The 15,896-nt window shown below is 61.8% G+C and carries 13 protein-coding genes; all 13 read left to right on the top strand.

Features of this window, described 5'->3' with window-relative positions; translation table 11 throughout:
- Positions 1–17 precede the first annotated feature (17 nt).
- The 13 genes from IFT59_RS19390 to IFT59_RS19330 all read left to right on the top strand — a co-directional run bounded on the left by IFT59_RS19390 (position 18) and on the right by IFT59_RS19330 (position 15,894).
- Positions 18–818, top strand: coding sequence for a GntR family transcriptional regulator (locus IFT59_RS19390; protein WP_244473911.1), 801 nt, complete (start codon positions 18–20; stop codon positions 816–818).
- Positions 815–2,041: an ABC transporter substrate-binding protein gene (locus IFT59_RS19385; RefSeq protein WP_092664423.1), complete on the top strand. Its 1,227-nt coding sequence runs from the start codon at positions 815–817 to the stop codon at positions 2,039–2,041. Before IFT59_RS19390 ends, IFT59_RS19385 begins: the two co-directional genes overlap by 4 nt.
- 82 nt (positions 2,042–2,123) lie before the next feature.
- Positions 2,124–2,996, top strand: a complete 873-nt coding sequence (locus IFT59_RS19380; RefSeq protein WP_192087873.1) for a branched-chain amino acid ABC transporter permease — start codon at positions 2,124–2,126, stop codon at positions 2,994–2,996.
- The gene (locus tag IFT59_RS19375) at positions 2,993–3,967 is read left to right on the top strand and encodes a branched-chain amino acid ABC transporter permease (protein WP_192087872.1); all 975 of its coding nucleotides are present in this window, start codon (positions 2,993–2,995) and stop codon (positions 3,965–3,967) included. Before IFT59_RS19380 ends, IFT59_RS19375 begins: the two co-directional genes overlap by 4 nt.
- 11 nt (positions 3,968–3,978) lie before the next feature.
- Positions 3,979–4,725 (top strand): ATP-binding cassette domain-containing protein, encoded by a 747-nt coding sequence (locus IFT59_RS19370; RefSeq protein ID WP_174197880.1) that lies wholly within the window; start codon positions 3,979–3,981, stop codon positions 4,723–4,725.
- On the top strand, positions 4,718–5,419 hold the full coding sequence (locus IFT59_RS19365) for an ABC transporter ATP-binding protein (protein WP_192087871.1): 702 nt from the start codon (positions 4,718–4,720) through the stop codon (positions 5,417–5,419). Before IFT59_RS19370 ends, IFT59_RS19365 begins: the two co-directional genes overlap by 8 nt.
- Positions 5,420–5,468: 49 nt before the next feature.
- Positions 5,469–6,362, top strand: a complete 894-nt coding sequence (locus IFT59_RS19360) for an isocitrate lyase/PEP mutase family protein (protein WP_192087870.1) — start codon at positions 5,469–5,471, stop codon at positions 6,360–6,362.
- Entirely contained in the window at positions 6,359–8,125 is a 1,767-nt protein-coding gene (locus tag IFT59_RS19355; RefSeq protein WP_192087869.1) for a hydantoinase B/oxoprolinase family protein, read from the top strand. Before IFT59_RS19360 ends, IFT59_RS19355 begins: the two co-directional genes overlap by 4 nt.
- 5 nt (positions 8,126–8,130) lie before the next feature.
- Entirely contained in the window at positions 8,131–10,227 is a 2,097-nt protein-coding gene (locus IFT59_RS19350) for a hydantoinase/oxoprolinase family protein (RefSeq protein ID WP_249407672.1), read from the top strand.
- Entirely contained in the window at positions 10,224–10,838 is a 615-nt protein-coding gene (locus IFT59_RS19345; protein ID WP_192087868.1) for a cysteine hydrolase family protein, read from the top strand. The genes IFT59_RS19350 and IFT59_RS19345 overlap by 4 nt, the downstream gene beginning before the upstream one ends.
- Positions 10,835–12,235, top strand: coding sequence for an FAD-dependent oxidoreductase (locus IFT59_RS19340; RefSeq protein WP_192087867.1), 1,401 nt, complete (start codon positions 10,835–10,837; stop codon positions 12,233–12,235). The genes IFT59_RS19345 and IFT59_RS19340 overlap by 4 nt, the downstream gene beginning before the upstream one ends.
- A gap of 112 nt (positions 12,236–12,347) precedes the next feature.
- Entirely contained in the window at positions 12,348–13,856 is a 1,509-nt protein-coding gene (locus IFT59_RS19335; RefSeq protein WP_113110162.1) for an ATPase domain-containing protein, read from the top strand.
- Positions 13,798–15,894, top strand: a complete 2,097-nt coding sequence (locus tag IFT59_RS19330) for a hybrid sensor histidine kinase/response regulator (RefSeq protein ID WP_197978171.1) — start codon at positions 13,798–13,800, stop codon at positions 15,892–15,894. Before IFT59_RS19335 ends, IFT59_RS19330 begins: the two co-directional genes overlap by 59 nt.
- Positions 15,895–15,896 lie beyond the last annotated feature (2 nt).

Genomic DNA, 15,896 nt, shown 5'->3' with positions numbered 1-15,896 from the left:
GGCCGGCGACCGAACCCTTGAAGACTCAGAAGGTCTATCTTCTGCTGCGGGACAAGATCGTTTCGGGCGAGCTGAAGGCCGGCATGCGCCTGCCGAGCGAGCTTGCGCTGGCTGAACAATACGGGGTTTCGCGGGTCACGGTCCGGCTCGCGCTCGATCTGCTTTCCGCAGAAGACCTCGTCGACAAGCGGGTCGGATCCGGCACCTATGTGCGGGGCTCCAACTTTGCCCAGATGGCCACGGCCGACCTGTCGAATGCCTTTGCGCACCTCATTGAAATGGGGCGGACAACGGCGGTCAAGCTGATCTCTTTTGACTATATCGAGGCGCCCGAGAAGGTTGCCGAGGCCTTGCATCTCGAAGACGACGAGCGGGTTCAGAAGTCGGTGCGCGTGCGCTCCTTCGACGACCTTCCCTTCTCGTACCTGACAGCCTACGTGCCCGAACGTGTCGGTCGAGAATATTCGCGTGAAGACCTTGCCCATATGGCTCTCCTTGAGCTGATGGAGAGAGCCGGCCTGCGTGCTGAAACGGCGTGGCAGGAAGTGGGTGCGGTTCTTGCCAATCCGGAAGTGGCCGAGGCGCTGGGTATCGGTGTGGGCTCGCCCCTCATCGCGCTGACCCGCGTCGTCTACGGCAAGGGAGGGCGCGGCATGGAGTATCTCCAAGCGCTCTACCGTCCCGATAGATACAGCCTGCAAATGAACCTCGTACGCAAGGGCACTGAAGGGAGCCGGCACTGGAGCCCTACGTCCGAGGTCTACCGTAACGAGCGGGCATCCGGCCCCCGCAATCCTAAGAGGGTGGTGAAGGAATGAAGAAGCTCACGAACTCGGTCTCCCGGCGCACGGTGCTGAAAGTTGGCGGTGTCTCGGCGATGGTCCTTGCGGCACCCGGTCTCAGCCGGGCACAGGCACCGACGGTCAAGATCGGTCTGCTGCAGCCGATGACCGGTGGCTTTGCCGGAGACGGCGATCTGGCACGGATCGGCGCGGAATATGCGATCAAGGAAATCAACGATGCCGGCGGCATCAAGTCGCTCGGCGGCGCCAAGCTTGAACTTCTGATCGGCGACAGCCGTTCGAATGCCGAAGCCGGCGCCCAGGCGACCGAACAGCTGAAGGCGGATGGCGCTGCGATCGTCGTCGGTGGTTTTGCCAGCGGCATCTCGATGACCGCCACCCAGGCCGCGGCCCGCTACGAGCTTCCCTTCATCATCGATTGCGCCGTCTCCGACGCGCTGATGACCCGCAACCTTAAAAACGTCTTCCGTTTCAACCCGAGCTTCTCGATGGCGGCCGACGTCGCGCTGAAGAACCTCGTAACTATCAACGACGCTTCCGGCAAGGCCGCAAAGACTGTGGCGATCGTCCATGAAGACGGTCTTCTCGGCTCGGGTCTCGCCAAGCTGATGCAGGCTCGCCTGCCTGCCCTCGGCTTCGAAGTGGTCGAGGCGATTTCGCACCCGACACCGGCACGCGACATGTCGAATGTGGTGCTCCGCCTGCGTTCGCTGCAGCCCGACCTCATCATTCCCTCGCATTACTTCAACGAATTCGTGCTGTTCGCCCGGACCCTGCAACAGCAGCGGGTCAAGCCGAAGGGCGGTATCTATGCTCTCTTCGGTGGTGCGGCTTCCAGCTACCGGTTCGTCAAGGAGTTCCCGGAAGCGGCTGAAGGCGTGATGGACGTCAACCACTGGGGCGATCCCAAGAACCCGACCAACGACAAGCTGATGCAGGCCGTTCAGGCCGCCGGCAAGTTCTACGCCTACAACGCGCCGATCAATTACTCGGTCGTCAAGGTCGCAGCGCAGGCGCTGGAATTTGCGAAGAGTGCCGAAAGCGGCGCGATCATCGAAGCCTTGCAGAAGAACGAGTTCGACAGCGGTGTGATGCCCTACGGCAAGTCGAAGTTCGATGCTACCGGCCAGAACGTCAACGCGCTTCCGCTCAATACCCAGGTTCAGGGTGGCCAGATCAAGGTCATCTATCCGGACCAGTTCGCCCAGGCCAAGCCCAAGTTCCCGGCCAACGGCTAATCCATACCCAGCGAGTGCGGCAGGCCCGGGGCGGCGTTTTTGTCCCGGGCCACTCCGGCAAGCCCTTCTTCGAAGGAACATCATGTATTCGCCGACAATCATTTTCGAAGCGTTGATGAACGGCCTGATGCTCGGTGCCGTCTATGCGCTGATCGCCCTCGGGCTTACCCTCATCTATGGCGTGCTGCACATCGTCAACTTCGCCCACGGCGCGTTGCTGACGGTCGCGATGTATCTCGTCTGGCTGGCCTCAGACAGGTTCGGCCTTGATCCATACGTGGCCATCCTCGTCGTCACGCCTATGATGTTCGCGATCGGCTATTGTCTGCAGCGCTTCATCATCGGTCCGGCCAGCCGCGGCTCCGACAACGGCATATTGCTTGCCACCCTTGGTCTGTCGATCGTCATCCAGAACCTGCTTCTCGCCGGGTTCAATTCCGACACCCGCACGATTGCGACAGATTACGCGTTCGAGATCGTGCCGCTCGGTTCGCTCCTCCTCTCACTGCCGAGGGTGATCGGGCTCGGAGTCTCGCTCGTGACCGCCATCCTGCTCTGGGCGATCCTCAACCGCACCGATATCGGCAAGGCGATCCGCGCCGTTGCCAAGGAAAAACTCGGCGCCAGCCTTGTCGGGATCAATGTCGCGCATGTCTATGCCATGACGTTTGCAATCGGCACCGCCTGTCTGGCGATTGCAGGCGGCCTGCTGATGCCCTCGTTCTATGTCAGCCCCACCACAGGGGCGGCCTTCGTTCTGGTCGCTTTCACCATTGTCGTTCTCGGCGGCATGGGATCGATCCCCGGCGCACTGATCGGCGGCCTGCTGATCGGCGTCGTCGAAGCCATCTCCAGCCTTTTCCTCGGCGATAGCCTCGGCCAGATCGGCATCTTCCTCATTTTCATTCTCGTGCTTCTGGTGAAGCCCACCGGCCTGTTTGGAGCACGCGCATGAAGAAGAACTTCGAATTTATCGCGGCCCTTGCCTTTCTCGGCGTGGTCGGCATCGCCGCCATTGCCGGGCTGCCGGGCAATATTCTCAACCTCCTGATCTTCATGATGATCATCGCGCTCACAGCGCAGGGCTGGAATGTTCTCGGCGGCTATGGCGGGCTCTCCTCCTTCGGACACGCGGCCTTTTTCGGTACCGGCGCCTATACGACGACGATCCTGCAGACCAGCTTCGGTATCAATGCCTGGGTCGGCCTCGTCTGCGGCGTCATTCTCGGTGCGGCCGTCGGCGCCCTGATCGGCTTTCTGAGTTTCCGGGCAGGCCTCAAAGGGTCGTATTTCGCGCTAATCACGCTGGCATTTGCGGAAGTGCTGCGCATCCTTGCCAACAGCTGGGATTTCACCGGTGGCGCTGCCGGCATGATGGTCTCGATCAACAACGGCTTTGCCTATCTGCAATTTTCCGACCGCCGCTGGTTCCTGCTGATCCTCATCGGCTTCGTGGCAGGCGGCCTGCTTCTGACCCGCTGGCTGGAACGATCCGCCTTTGGCGCCTATCTCATCGCGCTTCGTGAAAACGATCAGGCGGCGCAGGCGCTCGGCGTCGATATCTTCAAGATCAAGATGCAGGCGATCACGCTGTCTGCCGCAATCACCGCGCTTGCCGGCTGCCTCTACGTGCAGAACTTCCTCTTCATCGATGCCAATGTCGCCTACGGCTCGTGGATCTCCATCGAGGCGCTGTTTGCGGCGATCGTCGGTGGCGCAGGCACGATGCTCGGTCCGCTGATCGGCTCGGTCCTGCTTTTGGGTCTCGGCGAAATCACCAAGTCGTTTTCGGGCGGCATCGCCGGCGTCGATCTCGTCGTCTTCGGCATCATTCTCATTCTCTGCGTCGCTTTCGCACCGAACGGGATCAGAGGCTTCGTGGCGGATCTCTGGTATCGGCGCAAGAGCCGCGGCAAGGCGATGTGAGGGGCATGACCATGTTGAAAGCGCACAATCTCACCAAGCGATTTTCCGGGCTTCTCGCCGTCGACGATGCAACGATCGACGTGGCGGAGGGTTCGATCACCGGGCTGATCGGTCCAAACGGGGCCGGCAAGACGACGCTGTTTGCAATGATCGCCGGCTTCCTCAGCCCCAATGCGGGAACCGTCACGTTTCAGAATGAGGACATTACCGGCGAGAAACCGCACCTGAGGGCGCGTCGCGGACTGGCGCGGACGTTCCAGATCGTCCAGCCTTTTGCGGGTCTCGACGTTCGCGACAACATCGCCGTCGGTGCCTTCCTGCACACCAAGGATCCGGCCGAGGCGAGGCGTCTTGCGACCCTGACGGCTGAGAAAGTCGGTCTTGGCCACGAACTCGACAAGCTTGCCTCGGGCCTCACGATTGCCGGCCGCAAGCGGCTCGAACTGGCAAGGGCACTCGCGACGCAGCCGAAGCTGTTGCTACTCGATGAGGTGCTGGCGGGGCTCAACCCATCCGAAATCCGTGACGTTTTGCCGATCATCCGGCAGATCCGCGAAGAGGGTGTCACGATCCTGATGATCGAACACATCATGCAGGCGGTGATGAACCTCTGCGACACCGTCTACGTGCTCTCTCAGGGCAAGATGATCGCAAGCGGCGAGCCGCGGGTGGTGTGCACCGATACGGCTGTCATCGAGGCCTATCTCGGCCACGGCGCTGCAGCGCGCATCAAGGCGGAAGGGGCAGCCCATGCTTGAGATCGCAGACCTGCGCGCCGGCTATGGCGGAACCGAAGTCCTTCGCGGCCTCAGCCTTTCCGTCGGCAAGGGCGAGGTGGTCGCCGTGCTCGGCTCGAACGGCGTCGGCAAGACCACGCTCAACAAGGTGCTGTCAGGAGTGCAGCCCGCCCGCAGCGGCTCGGTGCGTTTCGACGGCCGTGAGATACTGGGCACCAGCGCCCGCGATATCGTCGCATCCGGTCTGATCCACGTGCCGGAAGGTCGCAAGATCTTCCCCAACCTCACCATTCTCGAAAATCTCGAACTCGGCGGCTATTGCCGGCCGAAGCGGGGCCGGGCCGCCAATATCGAAAAGGTGTTCTCGATCTTTCCGCGGCTGAAGGAGCGGACCCGGCAGTTCGCCGGCACGCTTTCGGGCGGCGAGCAGCAGATGCTGGCGATCGGTCGTGGCCTGATGAGCGAACCGAAGCTTCTGATCCTCGACGAGCCTTCGCTCGGCCTGTCGCCGCTTCTGGTCGAAGAGATGTTTTCGCTCATCCGCCGCCTGAGCGACGATGGCCTGCCGATCATGCTGGTGGAGCAGAACGTCATGCAGTCGCTGGACCTCGCGAGCCGGGCCTACATCCTGGAGAACGGTTCGGTCGCACTATCAGGCGATGCCGCCGAACTTCGCGACAATCCTGAATTGAAACGGGCTTATCTCGGCCTTTGAGCGACAAGAACACGGCCCAGAGAGGCCGGCAAGAACAAGGAAACATACCATGAGTCTGAGCCAGGATTTGAAGAGCGGCATTCCGATTGTTGCGCCTGGAGTGTTTGACGCTCTGACGGCGTCGATTGCAGCAGGCGCCGGCTTTCGCGCGGTGTATCTGAGCGGCGCGGCCATCGCCTATACCCATCTCGGACGTCCGGATATCGGGCTTGTCTCGATGGCGGAAGTGGCCGACCGGATCGCAATGATCTGCGACCGGATGACCGTGCCTGTCATCGTCGATGCCGACACGGGCTACGGCAATGCGCTCAACGTCCAGCGCACGGTGCGGCTGTTTGAAAAGATGGGCGCCCAGGGCATCCAGCTCGAGGATCAGACGACGCCGAAGCGCTGCGGTCACCTGAACGACAAGTCGGTCGTCTCCACGGGAGAGATGGTTGGAAAGATCAAGGCGGCAGTCGACGCCCGCGCCAACGAACAGACGCTGATCATCGCGCGCACCGATGCGCTGCAGATGGAAGGCATCGATCGGGCGCTGGAACGCGCGCATCTTTATGCGCAAGCCGGTGCCGACATCCTGTTCGTCGAGGCGCCGAAGAGTGGCGAGCAGCTGGGCGACATCGCCGGCGCGCTGAAGGGCGTCAAGCCGCTGGTCGCCAACATGGTCGAGGGCGGCACGACGCCAATCCACAACGCAGCTGAATTGTCCGATCTCGGCTTCCAGATCGTCATCTTTCCGGGCGGAATCGTCCGGGCAATTGCGAAGACGGCGGTCGATTATTACGCCTCGCTGGCCGCTGCCGGATCCAACGCACCTTTTGCGGACCGGATGTTTGATTTCAACGGGCTCAATGCGCTGATCGGCACGCCCGACATGCTCGCGCTCGGCAGAACCTACGAAGATGCCGATGGAAAAGACAGACACGAAGAGGATGCGGCATGAGCTCGCAAGCTACCGTCACGACCGATGCCGTGACGCTTGATCCCGTGACTTTGGCGGTTCTGAAGGGCCGGCTGGAACAGATTGCAGACGAAATGGACGCGACGCTCTATCGCTCGGCTTTCAACCCGACAATTGCCGAAGCCAAGGATGCCTGCCACGGCATCTATCACGCCACGACCGGCGATACGCTGGTGCAGGGCACATCCGGCCTGCCGATCTTCGTCGGGGCCATGGCGTTTGCCGTGCGCGCCGTCATCTCCAAGGTCGAGCGGGAAGGGGGCTTGCAGGAGAACGATACGTTCATCTTCAACGACCCTTACGAAGGCGGGACACATCTCAACGACTTCCGCCTGGTGCGGCCGATCTTTCGCGATGGAAAGCTGTTCTGCTGGATGGCCTCGGTCGGTCACTGGCTCGACATCGGCGGCAATGTCGCCGGCAGCTACAATCCGAAGGCGGTCGAAAGCTTTCAGGAAGGCGTGCGGATCCCGGTCGTCAAGCTGATCTCCGCAGGCACGATGAACAACGACATCATCGAGATCCTTTCCGCCAATTCCCGCGTTCCGATGTCGAACTGGGGCGATCTCAACGGTCAACTCAATGCGCTCGATCTTGGCGAGAAACGGCTTGGCGCTCTTCTCGGCGAATATGGTCCAGCGACAGTCGATGCGGCGTTCGAGGCCTTCTCGAACCGCGCCGAAGCGCTGATGCGTTCGGCGATCGCTTCGATCCCGGATGGCACCTATTCGTTCGAGGACGTACTCGACAATGACGGCATCATCGACGAGATGCTGACGGTGGCGCTCGACCTGACGATTGCCGGCGACACGATGGCGCTCGATTTTTCGCGGTCCACCCAGTCGGCCCAGGGTCCGATCAATATCTCGCGCTCGACGACGATTGCCGCCTGCTATGTGGCGCTGAAGCACATCTTTACCGAAGTGCCGGCGAATGCGGGTTGCCTTCGCCCGATCTCGTTCACCATCGTCGATAATTCCCTGCTCGGCGCAAATGCTCCAAAGCCGGTTGCCGGCTATACGGAAACCATCCTGCGCCTGATCGGCGTCGTTCTCGGCGCCATTGCCCAGGCTGATCCGGCGCGTGCAACTGCTGCCCCGTTCGGCACGATCAACGCACTGTCGCTCGCCGGGTACAGGGCAGACCACAAGCGATGGGTGATGTTCTCGTTCTTCGGTGGCGGTCTCGGCGGCAATCCGATGTCGGATGGCTTGAACCACGCCAACAACCCGATTTCGACCGCGACCATTCCGCCGGTGGAGATCCTGGAAGCGGCCTATCCCGTCATGTTCACGCAATGGGCACTGCGGCCGGATTCGGCCGGTGCCGGCACCCATCGTGGCGGCGTCGGTTCTATCTATGAACTGGAGCTTCTCACCGGCGGCGACGTGGCGCTGCTCGGCGAACGCGGCAGACGCGCGCCGTTCGGCGTCGTCGGCGGAGAGTCAGCGGCATTGAACCGGTTCTCCTGGCAGACGGAAGACGGCGGCGAAGCCGTTCCGCCGATGGCGTCGAAGATCACCGATCTGAGGCTGAAGCCCGGCAAGCGGATCCGGTTGGAAACACCGGGAGGCGGCGGCTGGGGCGACCCCCACAGGCGCGATCCGGACAAGGTTCTGCATGACGTGCGCCTCGGCTTCGTCAGCACCAGCCAGGCCGAAGCCCTCTACGGCGTGGTGATCGGCGCAGATGGCGAGATCGACCATGAAGCAACCGACAAGCTGCGCAAGGGAGTGGCCGCGTGAGCGATCTGGGAACAACAAAACAACAAAATGAAAAACTGGGCCAGTCGGGATTGGGCAGGATCGTCGGCGTCGATGTCGGCGGTACCTTTACCGATCTGTTCTACTTCGACGAAGCGTCTTCGAAATTCAGCACCAACAAGGTCCCTTCCAACCGGGGCGATGAAGCGGTCGGCTTCCTCGATGGTCTGAAGGGTTTCGGCGCCATCGCAGACCTGTCTTCGATCGTGCACGGCACGACCGTCGGCACCAACGCGCTGCTGGAGCGCAAGGGCGCCAGGGTTGGTCTGATCACTACCGAAGGCTTTCGTGACGTACTGGAAATGCGACGCCGGGACCGGCCGAATACCTGGGGCCTATGGGGCGATTTCATCCCCGTCGTCGAACGTGACATGCGCCTGGAAGTGGCGGAACGCACACTCGCCGACGGTACGATCCGTCTGGGCGTCGATGTCGCTGCCGTGCGCGTCGCGGCCGAAAAGCTGAAGGCGATGGGTGCGGAAGCGCTCGCGATCGTTTTCGTCAACGCCTATGCCAATCCCGAAAACGAGGAGCGTGCGGTGGAAGCCGCCCGTGCCGTCTGGGACAACGAGAACCTCGCCTGCTCGACGCAGATCCTGCCCGAAATCCGTGAATTCGAGCGCACGTCGACGACCGTTCTCAATGCCTATCTGCAGCCGGTGGTCGGCTCCTATCTCGGCAAGCTGGAAACGGCACTGGCAAGCGAAGACTTCGCCGGCCGCTTCCATATCGTCCAGTCGAACGGCGGCGTGATGTCGACGGAAACGGCGCGCAGGCTTCCGGCCCGTACCGCGCTGTCAGGTCCGGCGGCAGGTGTGATTGCCGCAGCCGCGATCGCAAAGGCGGCCGGCTTTCCGAACGTCATCACCGGCGATCTCGGCGGCACGTCCTTCGATGTCTCGCTGATTGCCGACGGTAAGGCAGCACTCGCGGCCCAGACGACGATCGATTTCGGCCTCGTCATCCGCACGCCGATGATCGAGATCACCACGATCGGTGCCGGCGGCGGTTCAATTGCCCATGTGGATGCAGGCGGCCTGCTGCAGGTCGGCCCGGAAAGTGCCGGCTCGCGGCCCGGCCCGGTCTGCTACGGTCAGGGCAATACCCGTCCGACGCTGACGGATGCCAATGTCGTGCTCGGCCGCATCAACGCGGACCGGCCGATCGGCGGCAAGCTTGCCCGTCTCGATGTGGAGGCCGCCAAGGCGGCTATCGAGCAGCATGTGGCAAAGCCACTCGGCCTCGGTGTGATGGAAGCGGCCGAAGCGATCGTGAAGATCGCCGACAGCCGCATGGCCGGCGCGATCCGGCTGATGTCGATCGAGCGCGGTCACGATCCGCAGAAGTTCGCGGCCGTTCCCTTTGGCGGCGGCGGGGCATTGCATGTCTCGGCGCTGATCCGCGAAGTCGGGCTGAAGGCGGCGCTCGTGCCGCGTTATCCGGGTGTGACATCGGCTCTCGGCTGCGTCATCGCCGACATCCGCCACGATCAGGTGCAGACCTTGAACCTCTCGCTCGAGGGCATCGACGTTGCGGCGATCGACGCCCGCATGGTCGAGGAGGCGGGCAAGGCGCGCGCCGTCGTCGAGGATGCGCATCTGACGGTCGAGCGGATCGATACGCTGTTAGAGCTCGACATGCACTATGTCGGTCAGACCCATACGGTTCGCGTCACACTGCCGGCAACGATCAGCGGGAGTAAAACCGATGTCAGCCAAGCGATGATCCAGCAGGCTTTCGAGGATGCCTATCAGGCAAGTTTCAGCCGGCTTCTGCCGGGCGTTCCGATGCGGATCGTCAATCTTCGCACCAGCGCGATCGGCATTCGTCCGAGTTTCGATCTGAAGGCCTTGGCTGCACCTGTCGACACGACGGTAGAATCTGCCACGACCGGCTCGCGACAGGTCTGGTTCGACGGCGCCTGGCATGAAACGACGATCTACGATCGCCTGCAACTGCCGGAGAGTTCCGAAATCCAGGGCCCGGCGATCCTCGAACAGCCGGATGCAACGACCGTCGTCTCGCCGGAATTCAAGGCACGCGTCGATCTCTACGGAAATATCATCGTGGAGCGGAAATCATGAGCGGACATTCGATCCCCATCGAAAAGACCGGCCTGATCATCGTCGATCTGACCAATGATTTTCTGGCCCCCGACGGCGCCTATGGCCGGGCCGGGCAAGGGGCGCCTGAGATCGCAGCATTGCCGGAACGCATCAAGCCACTTGTGGACGTGATGCGCGCAAAAGGCGGCTACATCATCTCGGCGCAGTTCACGTTGGTGCCGGGCAAGGGTGGCGAGCCAATCATCTCGCCGCATCTGAAGGAACTCCGGCCCTTTCTCGGCAAGGGCGATTTTGCGCCAGGCACCTGGGGCAACAGCCTGATCGACGATCTTTCACCGGCCGATCTCATTGTCGAGAAAGTCGCCTATTCGGCGTTCTACATGACCCGGCTCGAATGGGTCCTGCGCAAATGCGGCATCGAGAAGCTGGTGGTCGGCGGTATCGTCACCAATGGCGGTGTCGCCTCCACCGTTCGCGACGCCCATGTCCGCGATTTCGAGACGATCACCCTGTCGGATGGTTCGGCCGCCTTTTCGCAGGAAACGCACGAGACCGCGATCGCAGCATTGAAACCGGTCAGCCGGATCGCAACGATCGCGGACATGATCGCCGAGTTCGAGGCCCGATGAGCAAGGTCGAAGTCTCGGACCGGGAATTCGAGGTGACGGTGCCGCTGGTCGTGATCGGCGCCGGTGCCGCCGGCATGATTGCAGCATTGTCGGCCAAGGCAGACGGCGTCGATGTGCTTGTGCTGGAGCGCGATCCGCTGCCGCGCGGCTCGACGGCGCTGTCAGCCGGCCTCATCCCGGCAGCAGGCACGCGCTGGCAGCTCGCGATCGGCGTCGAGGACACGCCGGAAACCTTCGGGGCGGATATCCTGCACAAGGCGGATGACGAGCCGGATGTGGGCCTCGTTCGGCTGGTAACCGAAACGGTCGGCCCAACGCTGGAATGGCTGGCCGAGGACCACGGCCTGGCGTTTTCGCTGGTCGACAACTTCCGTTATCCCGGTCACTCGCACCTTCGAATGCATGGTCTTCCCTCCCGGTCCGGCGAGGAGTTGATCGATCGTCTGCGCGACGCCGCGGAAGAAGCCGGCATCGATATCCTGACGGAAGCTCATGTGGACACGCTCGTCGTCGGCTCCGACGGCAAACCGCGAGGCATGACCCTGTCGCGACCGGATGGGTCCCGCGAAGACATCGGCTGTGAGGCATTGATCCTTGCCTGCAATGGCTATGGCGGCAATCCGGCGCTGGTCGCCCACCACATTCCGGAGATGCGGGATGCTCTTTATTTCGGCCACCCGGGCAACCAGGGCGATGCGATCGTGTGGGGTGAGGCGCTGGGTGCTGCGACGCGGCATCTGAGCGGTCATCAGGGACATGGATCCGTCGCCCATCCTGCCGGGATCCTGATCACCTGGGCGACCGTGATGGAAGGCGGCTTCCAGGTGAATGTCGCAGGCGAACGCTTTTCCAACGAGGCGAAGGGGTATTCGGAGCAGGCGTCCAACGTGCTTGCTCAGCCGGAAGGGATCGCATGGACCGTGTTCGACACGCGGATCGCCGCGATCGCGGCCCAGTTCGAGGATTTCAGAAGCGCCGAGCGTATGCATGCGATCATCGAGGCCGATACGATCGAGGCGCTTGCGGAGCGGATGCAGGTCTCGCCGGAGAAACTGACGGCAAGCTTCTGTGCTTTCGAGAATTGCAAAGCCGAGGGTGGGGCGGACCCGTTCGGCCGTTCTCTGGCAGACGTGCCGCCACTTCGAGCGCCCTTCAAAGCGGTAAGGGTCACCGGCGCACTCTTCCACACCCAGGGCGGACTTGTTGTTGACGGCGAGGCACGCGTGGTTCGACGCGACGGTTCGACCATCGCAAACCTTTTTGCGGCCGGAGGCGCTGCCTGTGGCGTATCGGGCAGCAAAGTGAGCGGCTACCTGTCCGGGAACGGTCTCCTGACTGCAGTGGCGCTCGGACGCATTTCGGGTCTTCGCGCCGCCGCTTACCTGCGCAACTGCTAGAATCGAAGGACAGCCGGAAACATCTCGTTCGTCACAGTTACCGTACCCAACCCGTCCATCTCTTGTTTCCACGCCAGTTTGCGCTAAGTCAAAAGTCGCAAAAGGAAAAAACATGATCGACGGCTTGAGTACAAAGGCGAGGACAGGCGTTCTGGGACTGGACGATGTATTATCGGGCGGTTTGACTCGCCGCCATGTTTTCCTGCTCGAAGGGACGCCGGGCACGGGCAAAACTACGATCGCCCTGCAATTTCTTTTGGAAGGCGCAACACTCAAGGAGCGCTGTCTTTATATCAGCCTGTCGGAGAGTGAAGAAGAACTGCGGGAAAGCGCGCTTTCGCACGGTATCGAATTCGGGGATTCGATCGAAATCTTCGAGCTCGTCCCCCCGGAAAGCCTGCTTGACGCAGACCAGCAGCAAAGCCTGCTTTACTCCTCAGATCTGGAGCTCGGCGAGACGACCAAGCTGATCTTCGAGGCCTTCGAGCGTCTGAAACCGCAGCGTGTGGTGATCGACAGCTTGTCGGAAATCCGTCTGTTGGCACAGAGTTCTCTCCGCTACCGCCGCCAGATCCTGGCCATGAAGCATTTCTTTTCTCGATCCGACGCCACAGTCCTTTTGCTCGACGACATGACGTCGGACAATCTCGACAAGACCGTCCACAGCGTCGTTCACGGCGTTCTTCATCTCGAGCAGCTGGCTCCCGACTATGGTTCGGAACGCCGCCGCCTGCGGGTGATCAAATATCGCGGCCAGGCGTTCCGCGGCGGCTATCATGATTTCGTCATCAAGACCGGAGGCGTCTCGGTATTTCCGCGGCTGCGTGCGATCGAGCACAAGACGGCATTCGACCGAGCTATTTTAAAAAGCGGCATTGCCGAATTCGACGATCTACTTGGCGGTGGTATAGAACGCGGGTCGAGCACGCTGCTCATCGGACCTGCCGGTACCGGCAAAAGCCTGTTCGCGCTCCAGTTTGTAGCAGCTGCCGTGAAGCGCGGTGAGAAAGCAGCCGTCTTCATATTCGACGAAGAGCTCGGCCTGTTGTTCTCGCGTACGAAAGCAATGGGGATCGACCTTGAGAAGATGCGCGACGATGGCGCTATTCACATCGAGCAGCTGGATGCGGCCGAGCTTTCGCCGGGGGAATTCTCGCAACGCGTGCGGGATCGCGTGGCGACCTTCAAGGCCGGGACAGTCGTGATCGATAGCGTGAACGGCTACCAGGCGTCGATGCCCGAGGAAAACGCGCTGATCCTGCACGTGCATGAACTGCTGCAATACCTCAATCGGCAAGGCGCCAATACGTTTCTGACAGTTGCCCAGCACGGGCTCGTCGGAGACATGAAATCCCCGGTCGATGTCACCTACCTCGCCGATACAGTTATCCTGCTGCGCTATTTCGAGGCACTGGGCAGGGTTCGGCGTGCAGTCTCGGTCATCAAGAAGCGAACCGGTCGGCACGAAGAAACCATCCGCGAGTTTCGCATCACCGATGCGGGGCTGACACTGGGCGATCCGCTTTCCGGTTTCCAGGGCGTGTTGCGCGGCGTACCGACGCTTGTCGGCGAAAAGCAGCAACTGCTGGAGCTTTCAAACGAGGACGAAAGCCATTCCTAACAGAGATGCCGTCGGCCTCATTCATGCCCCACACGGTCGCGATGCGCAGATTGCGGCATCCCTCCTGAAGGAAGCCGGTATCGCTTCGAAGGCGGCCCTGGACCTGTCCGGTTTCGTCGACAGCCTTGACGACAACATCGCGCTCGCTGTCATCACCGAGGAAGCTCTGCGCTCCGCCGACCTGCGCGCCATCTCCCAGTGGATCGAGAACCAGCCGAGCTGGTCGGATCTACCTTTTGTCATTCTGACAAACCGCGGCGGTGGTCCGGAGCGTAATCCCGCAGCTGCGCGGCTGTCGGAAGTCCTTGGCAATGTCAGCTTCATCGAGCGCCCTTTCCACGCAACGACATTCATCAGCGTTGCCCGTTCTGCCGCACGCGGGCGTCGGCGCCAATATGATGCACGTCTGCGGATGGAAGCTCTCGACGAAGGAGAGCGCCGTTTGCAGACAGCACTCGAGGCCGGTCGCCTCGGCGCTTGGGAACTGGATCTTGCAACTGATGTCCTGAGCACGTCTGCGACCTGCAAGAGCATTTTCGGACGCGGTCCGGAAGAGGCGTTCACCTATCAGGACCTTTTTGCCAGTATCCATCCCGATGACCGGCAACGCGTACAGGATGCTCATACGGCAACAGCCGAGAGCGGTGAGGATTATTCTGTCGAATACCGCACCGTCTGGCGCGACGGCACCGTGCGCTGGGCAGAGGTGCGGGCACAGCTCTACCGCGACCACTCGGGCAAGGCGGTCAAGCTGGTCGGCGTATCCGCCGACATTACCGACCGGGTCATCAACGAGAAGCAGCAGCGGCAGATCAACGAACTGCTTGAAGAGCGTGTCGCCGAGCGGACGCGTGAACTTGAACAGGCCCATTCGGTCGTGATGGACGAGGTGTCGCAGCGTGAGCGGGCGGAAGATCAACTGCGCCAGGCGCAGAAGATGGAGGCGATCGGCCAACTGACCGGCGGCGTCGCCCACGATTTCAACAACCTGTTGATGGCAGTGCTCGGCAATCTCGAATTGCTCCGCAAGCTCGTTGCGGGCGATCCGAAAGCCGAACGCCTGATCGATGGCGCCCTTCAGGGTGCAAGACGCGGCGCGTCGTTGACCCAGCGGCTGCTCGCCTTTGCCCGCCGCCAGGATCTGCAGATCGGCCCGGTTGACCTTGGCGCCCTGATCGGTGGCATGCGCGACCTTCTCGAACGCTCGGTCGGGTCGACCATCCTCGTCGAGACTTCGATACCGGATCATCTGCCGAAGGTTTCGGCAGATGCCAACCAGATCGAGCTGGCGCTTCTCAACCTTGCCGTCAACTCGCGTGACGCCATGCCCGACGGTGGCACGCTGCGGATCAGCCTCAGCCAGGAAGAGCAGAGGTTCTCAAACGATACGCTTGCAGCCGGGCGTTACGTCGTGCTCTCGGTCAAGGACGAAGGCCAAGGCATGGACGAGGCGACGCTGCAAAAAGCCATCGAACCGTTTTTCTCAACGAAGGAACTGGGCAAGGGAACGGGCCTCGGATTGTCGATGATCCACGGCCTGGCGTCCCAGTTAAAGGGAGAGTTGAAATTGTCGAGCAGGATCGGTTCCGGCACCACCGCCGAATTGTGGATTCCGGTCTCTTCCGCTGCCGAGCAGCCGAGGCAGGCCGAGGCACCATCGCCTCCGGCAGAATATCAGGATGGTCCCAAGCGTATCCTGCTTGTCGACGACGACGTCCTCATCGCCATGAGTTCCGCCGACATGCTGCTGGATCTCGGACACGACGTGGTCGAAGCCCATTCCGGCAAGGAGGCGCTGGAGCATCTGGGTAAGGGACCAAAGTTCGATCTGATGATCACCGACTACTCCATGCCTGGCATGACCGGGGGCGAACTCTCGAAGGCTGCACGAGCCTTGCTGCCCGAATTGCCAATCCTGATCGCCTCCGGCTACGCGGATCTTCCGCCTGGCGTTGATCTTGAGGTTGCGCGGCTCGGAAAGCCGTATACGCAGGCACAGCTGGCGGAACAGATCGGCAAGCTTACGTCGCCGCGCTAGGT

Source organism: Rhizobium sp. CFBP 8752 (assembly GCF_014842035.1).
Classification (GTDB): Bacteria; Pseudomonadota; Alphaproteobacteria; order Rhizobiales; family Rhizobiaceae; genus Neorhizobium; species Neorhizobium soli.
The sequence above is the reverse complement of the archived record's forward strand: the minus strand, read 5'-3'. Positions and strand labels throughout refer to the sequence as shown.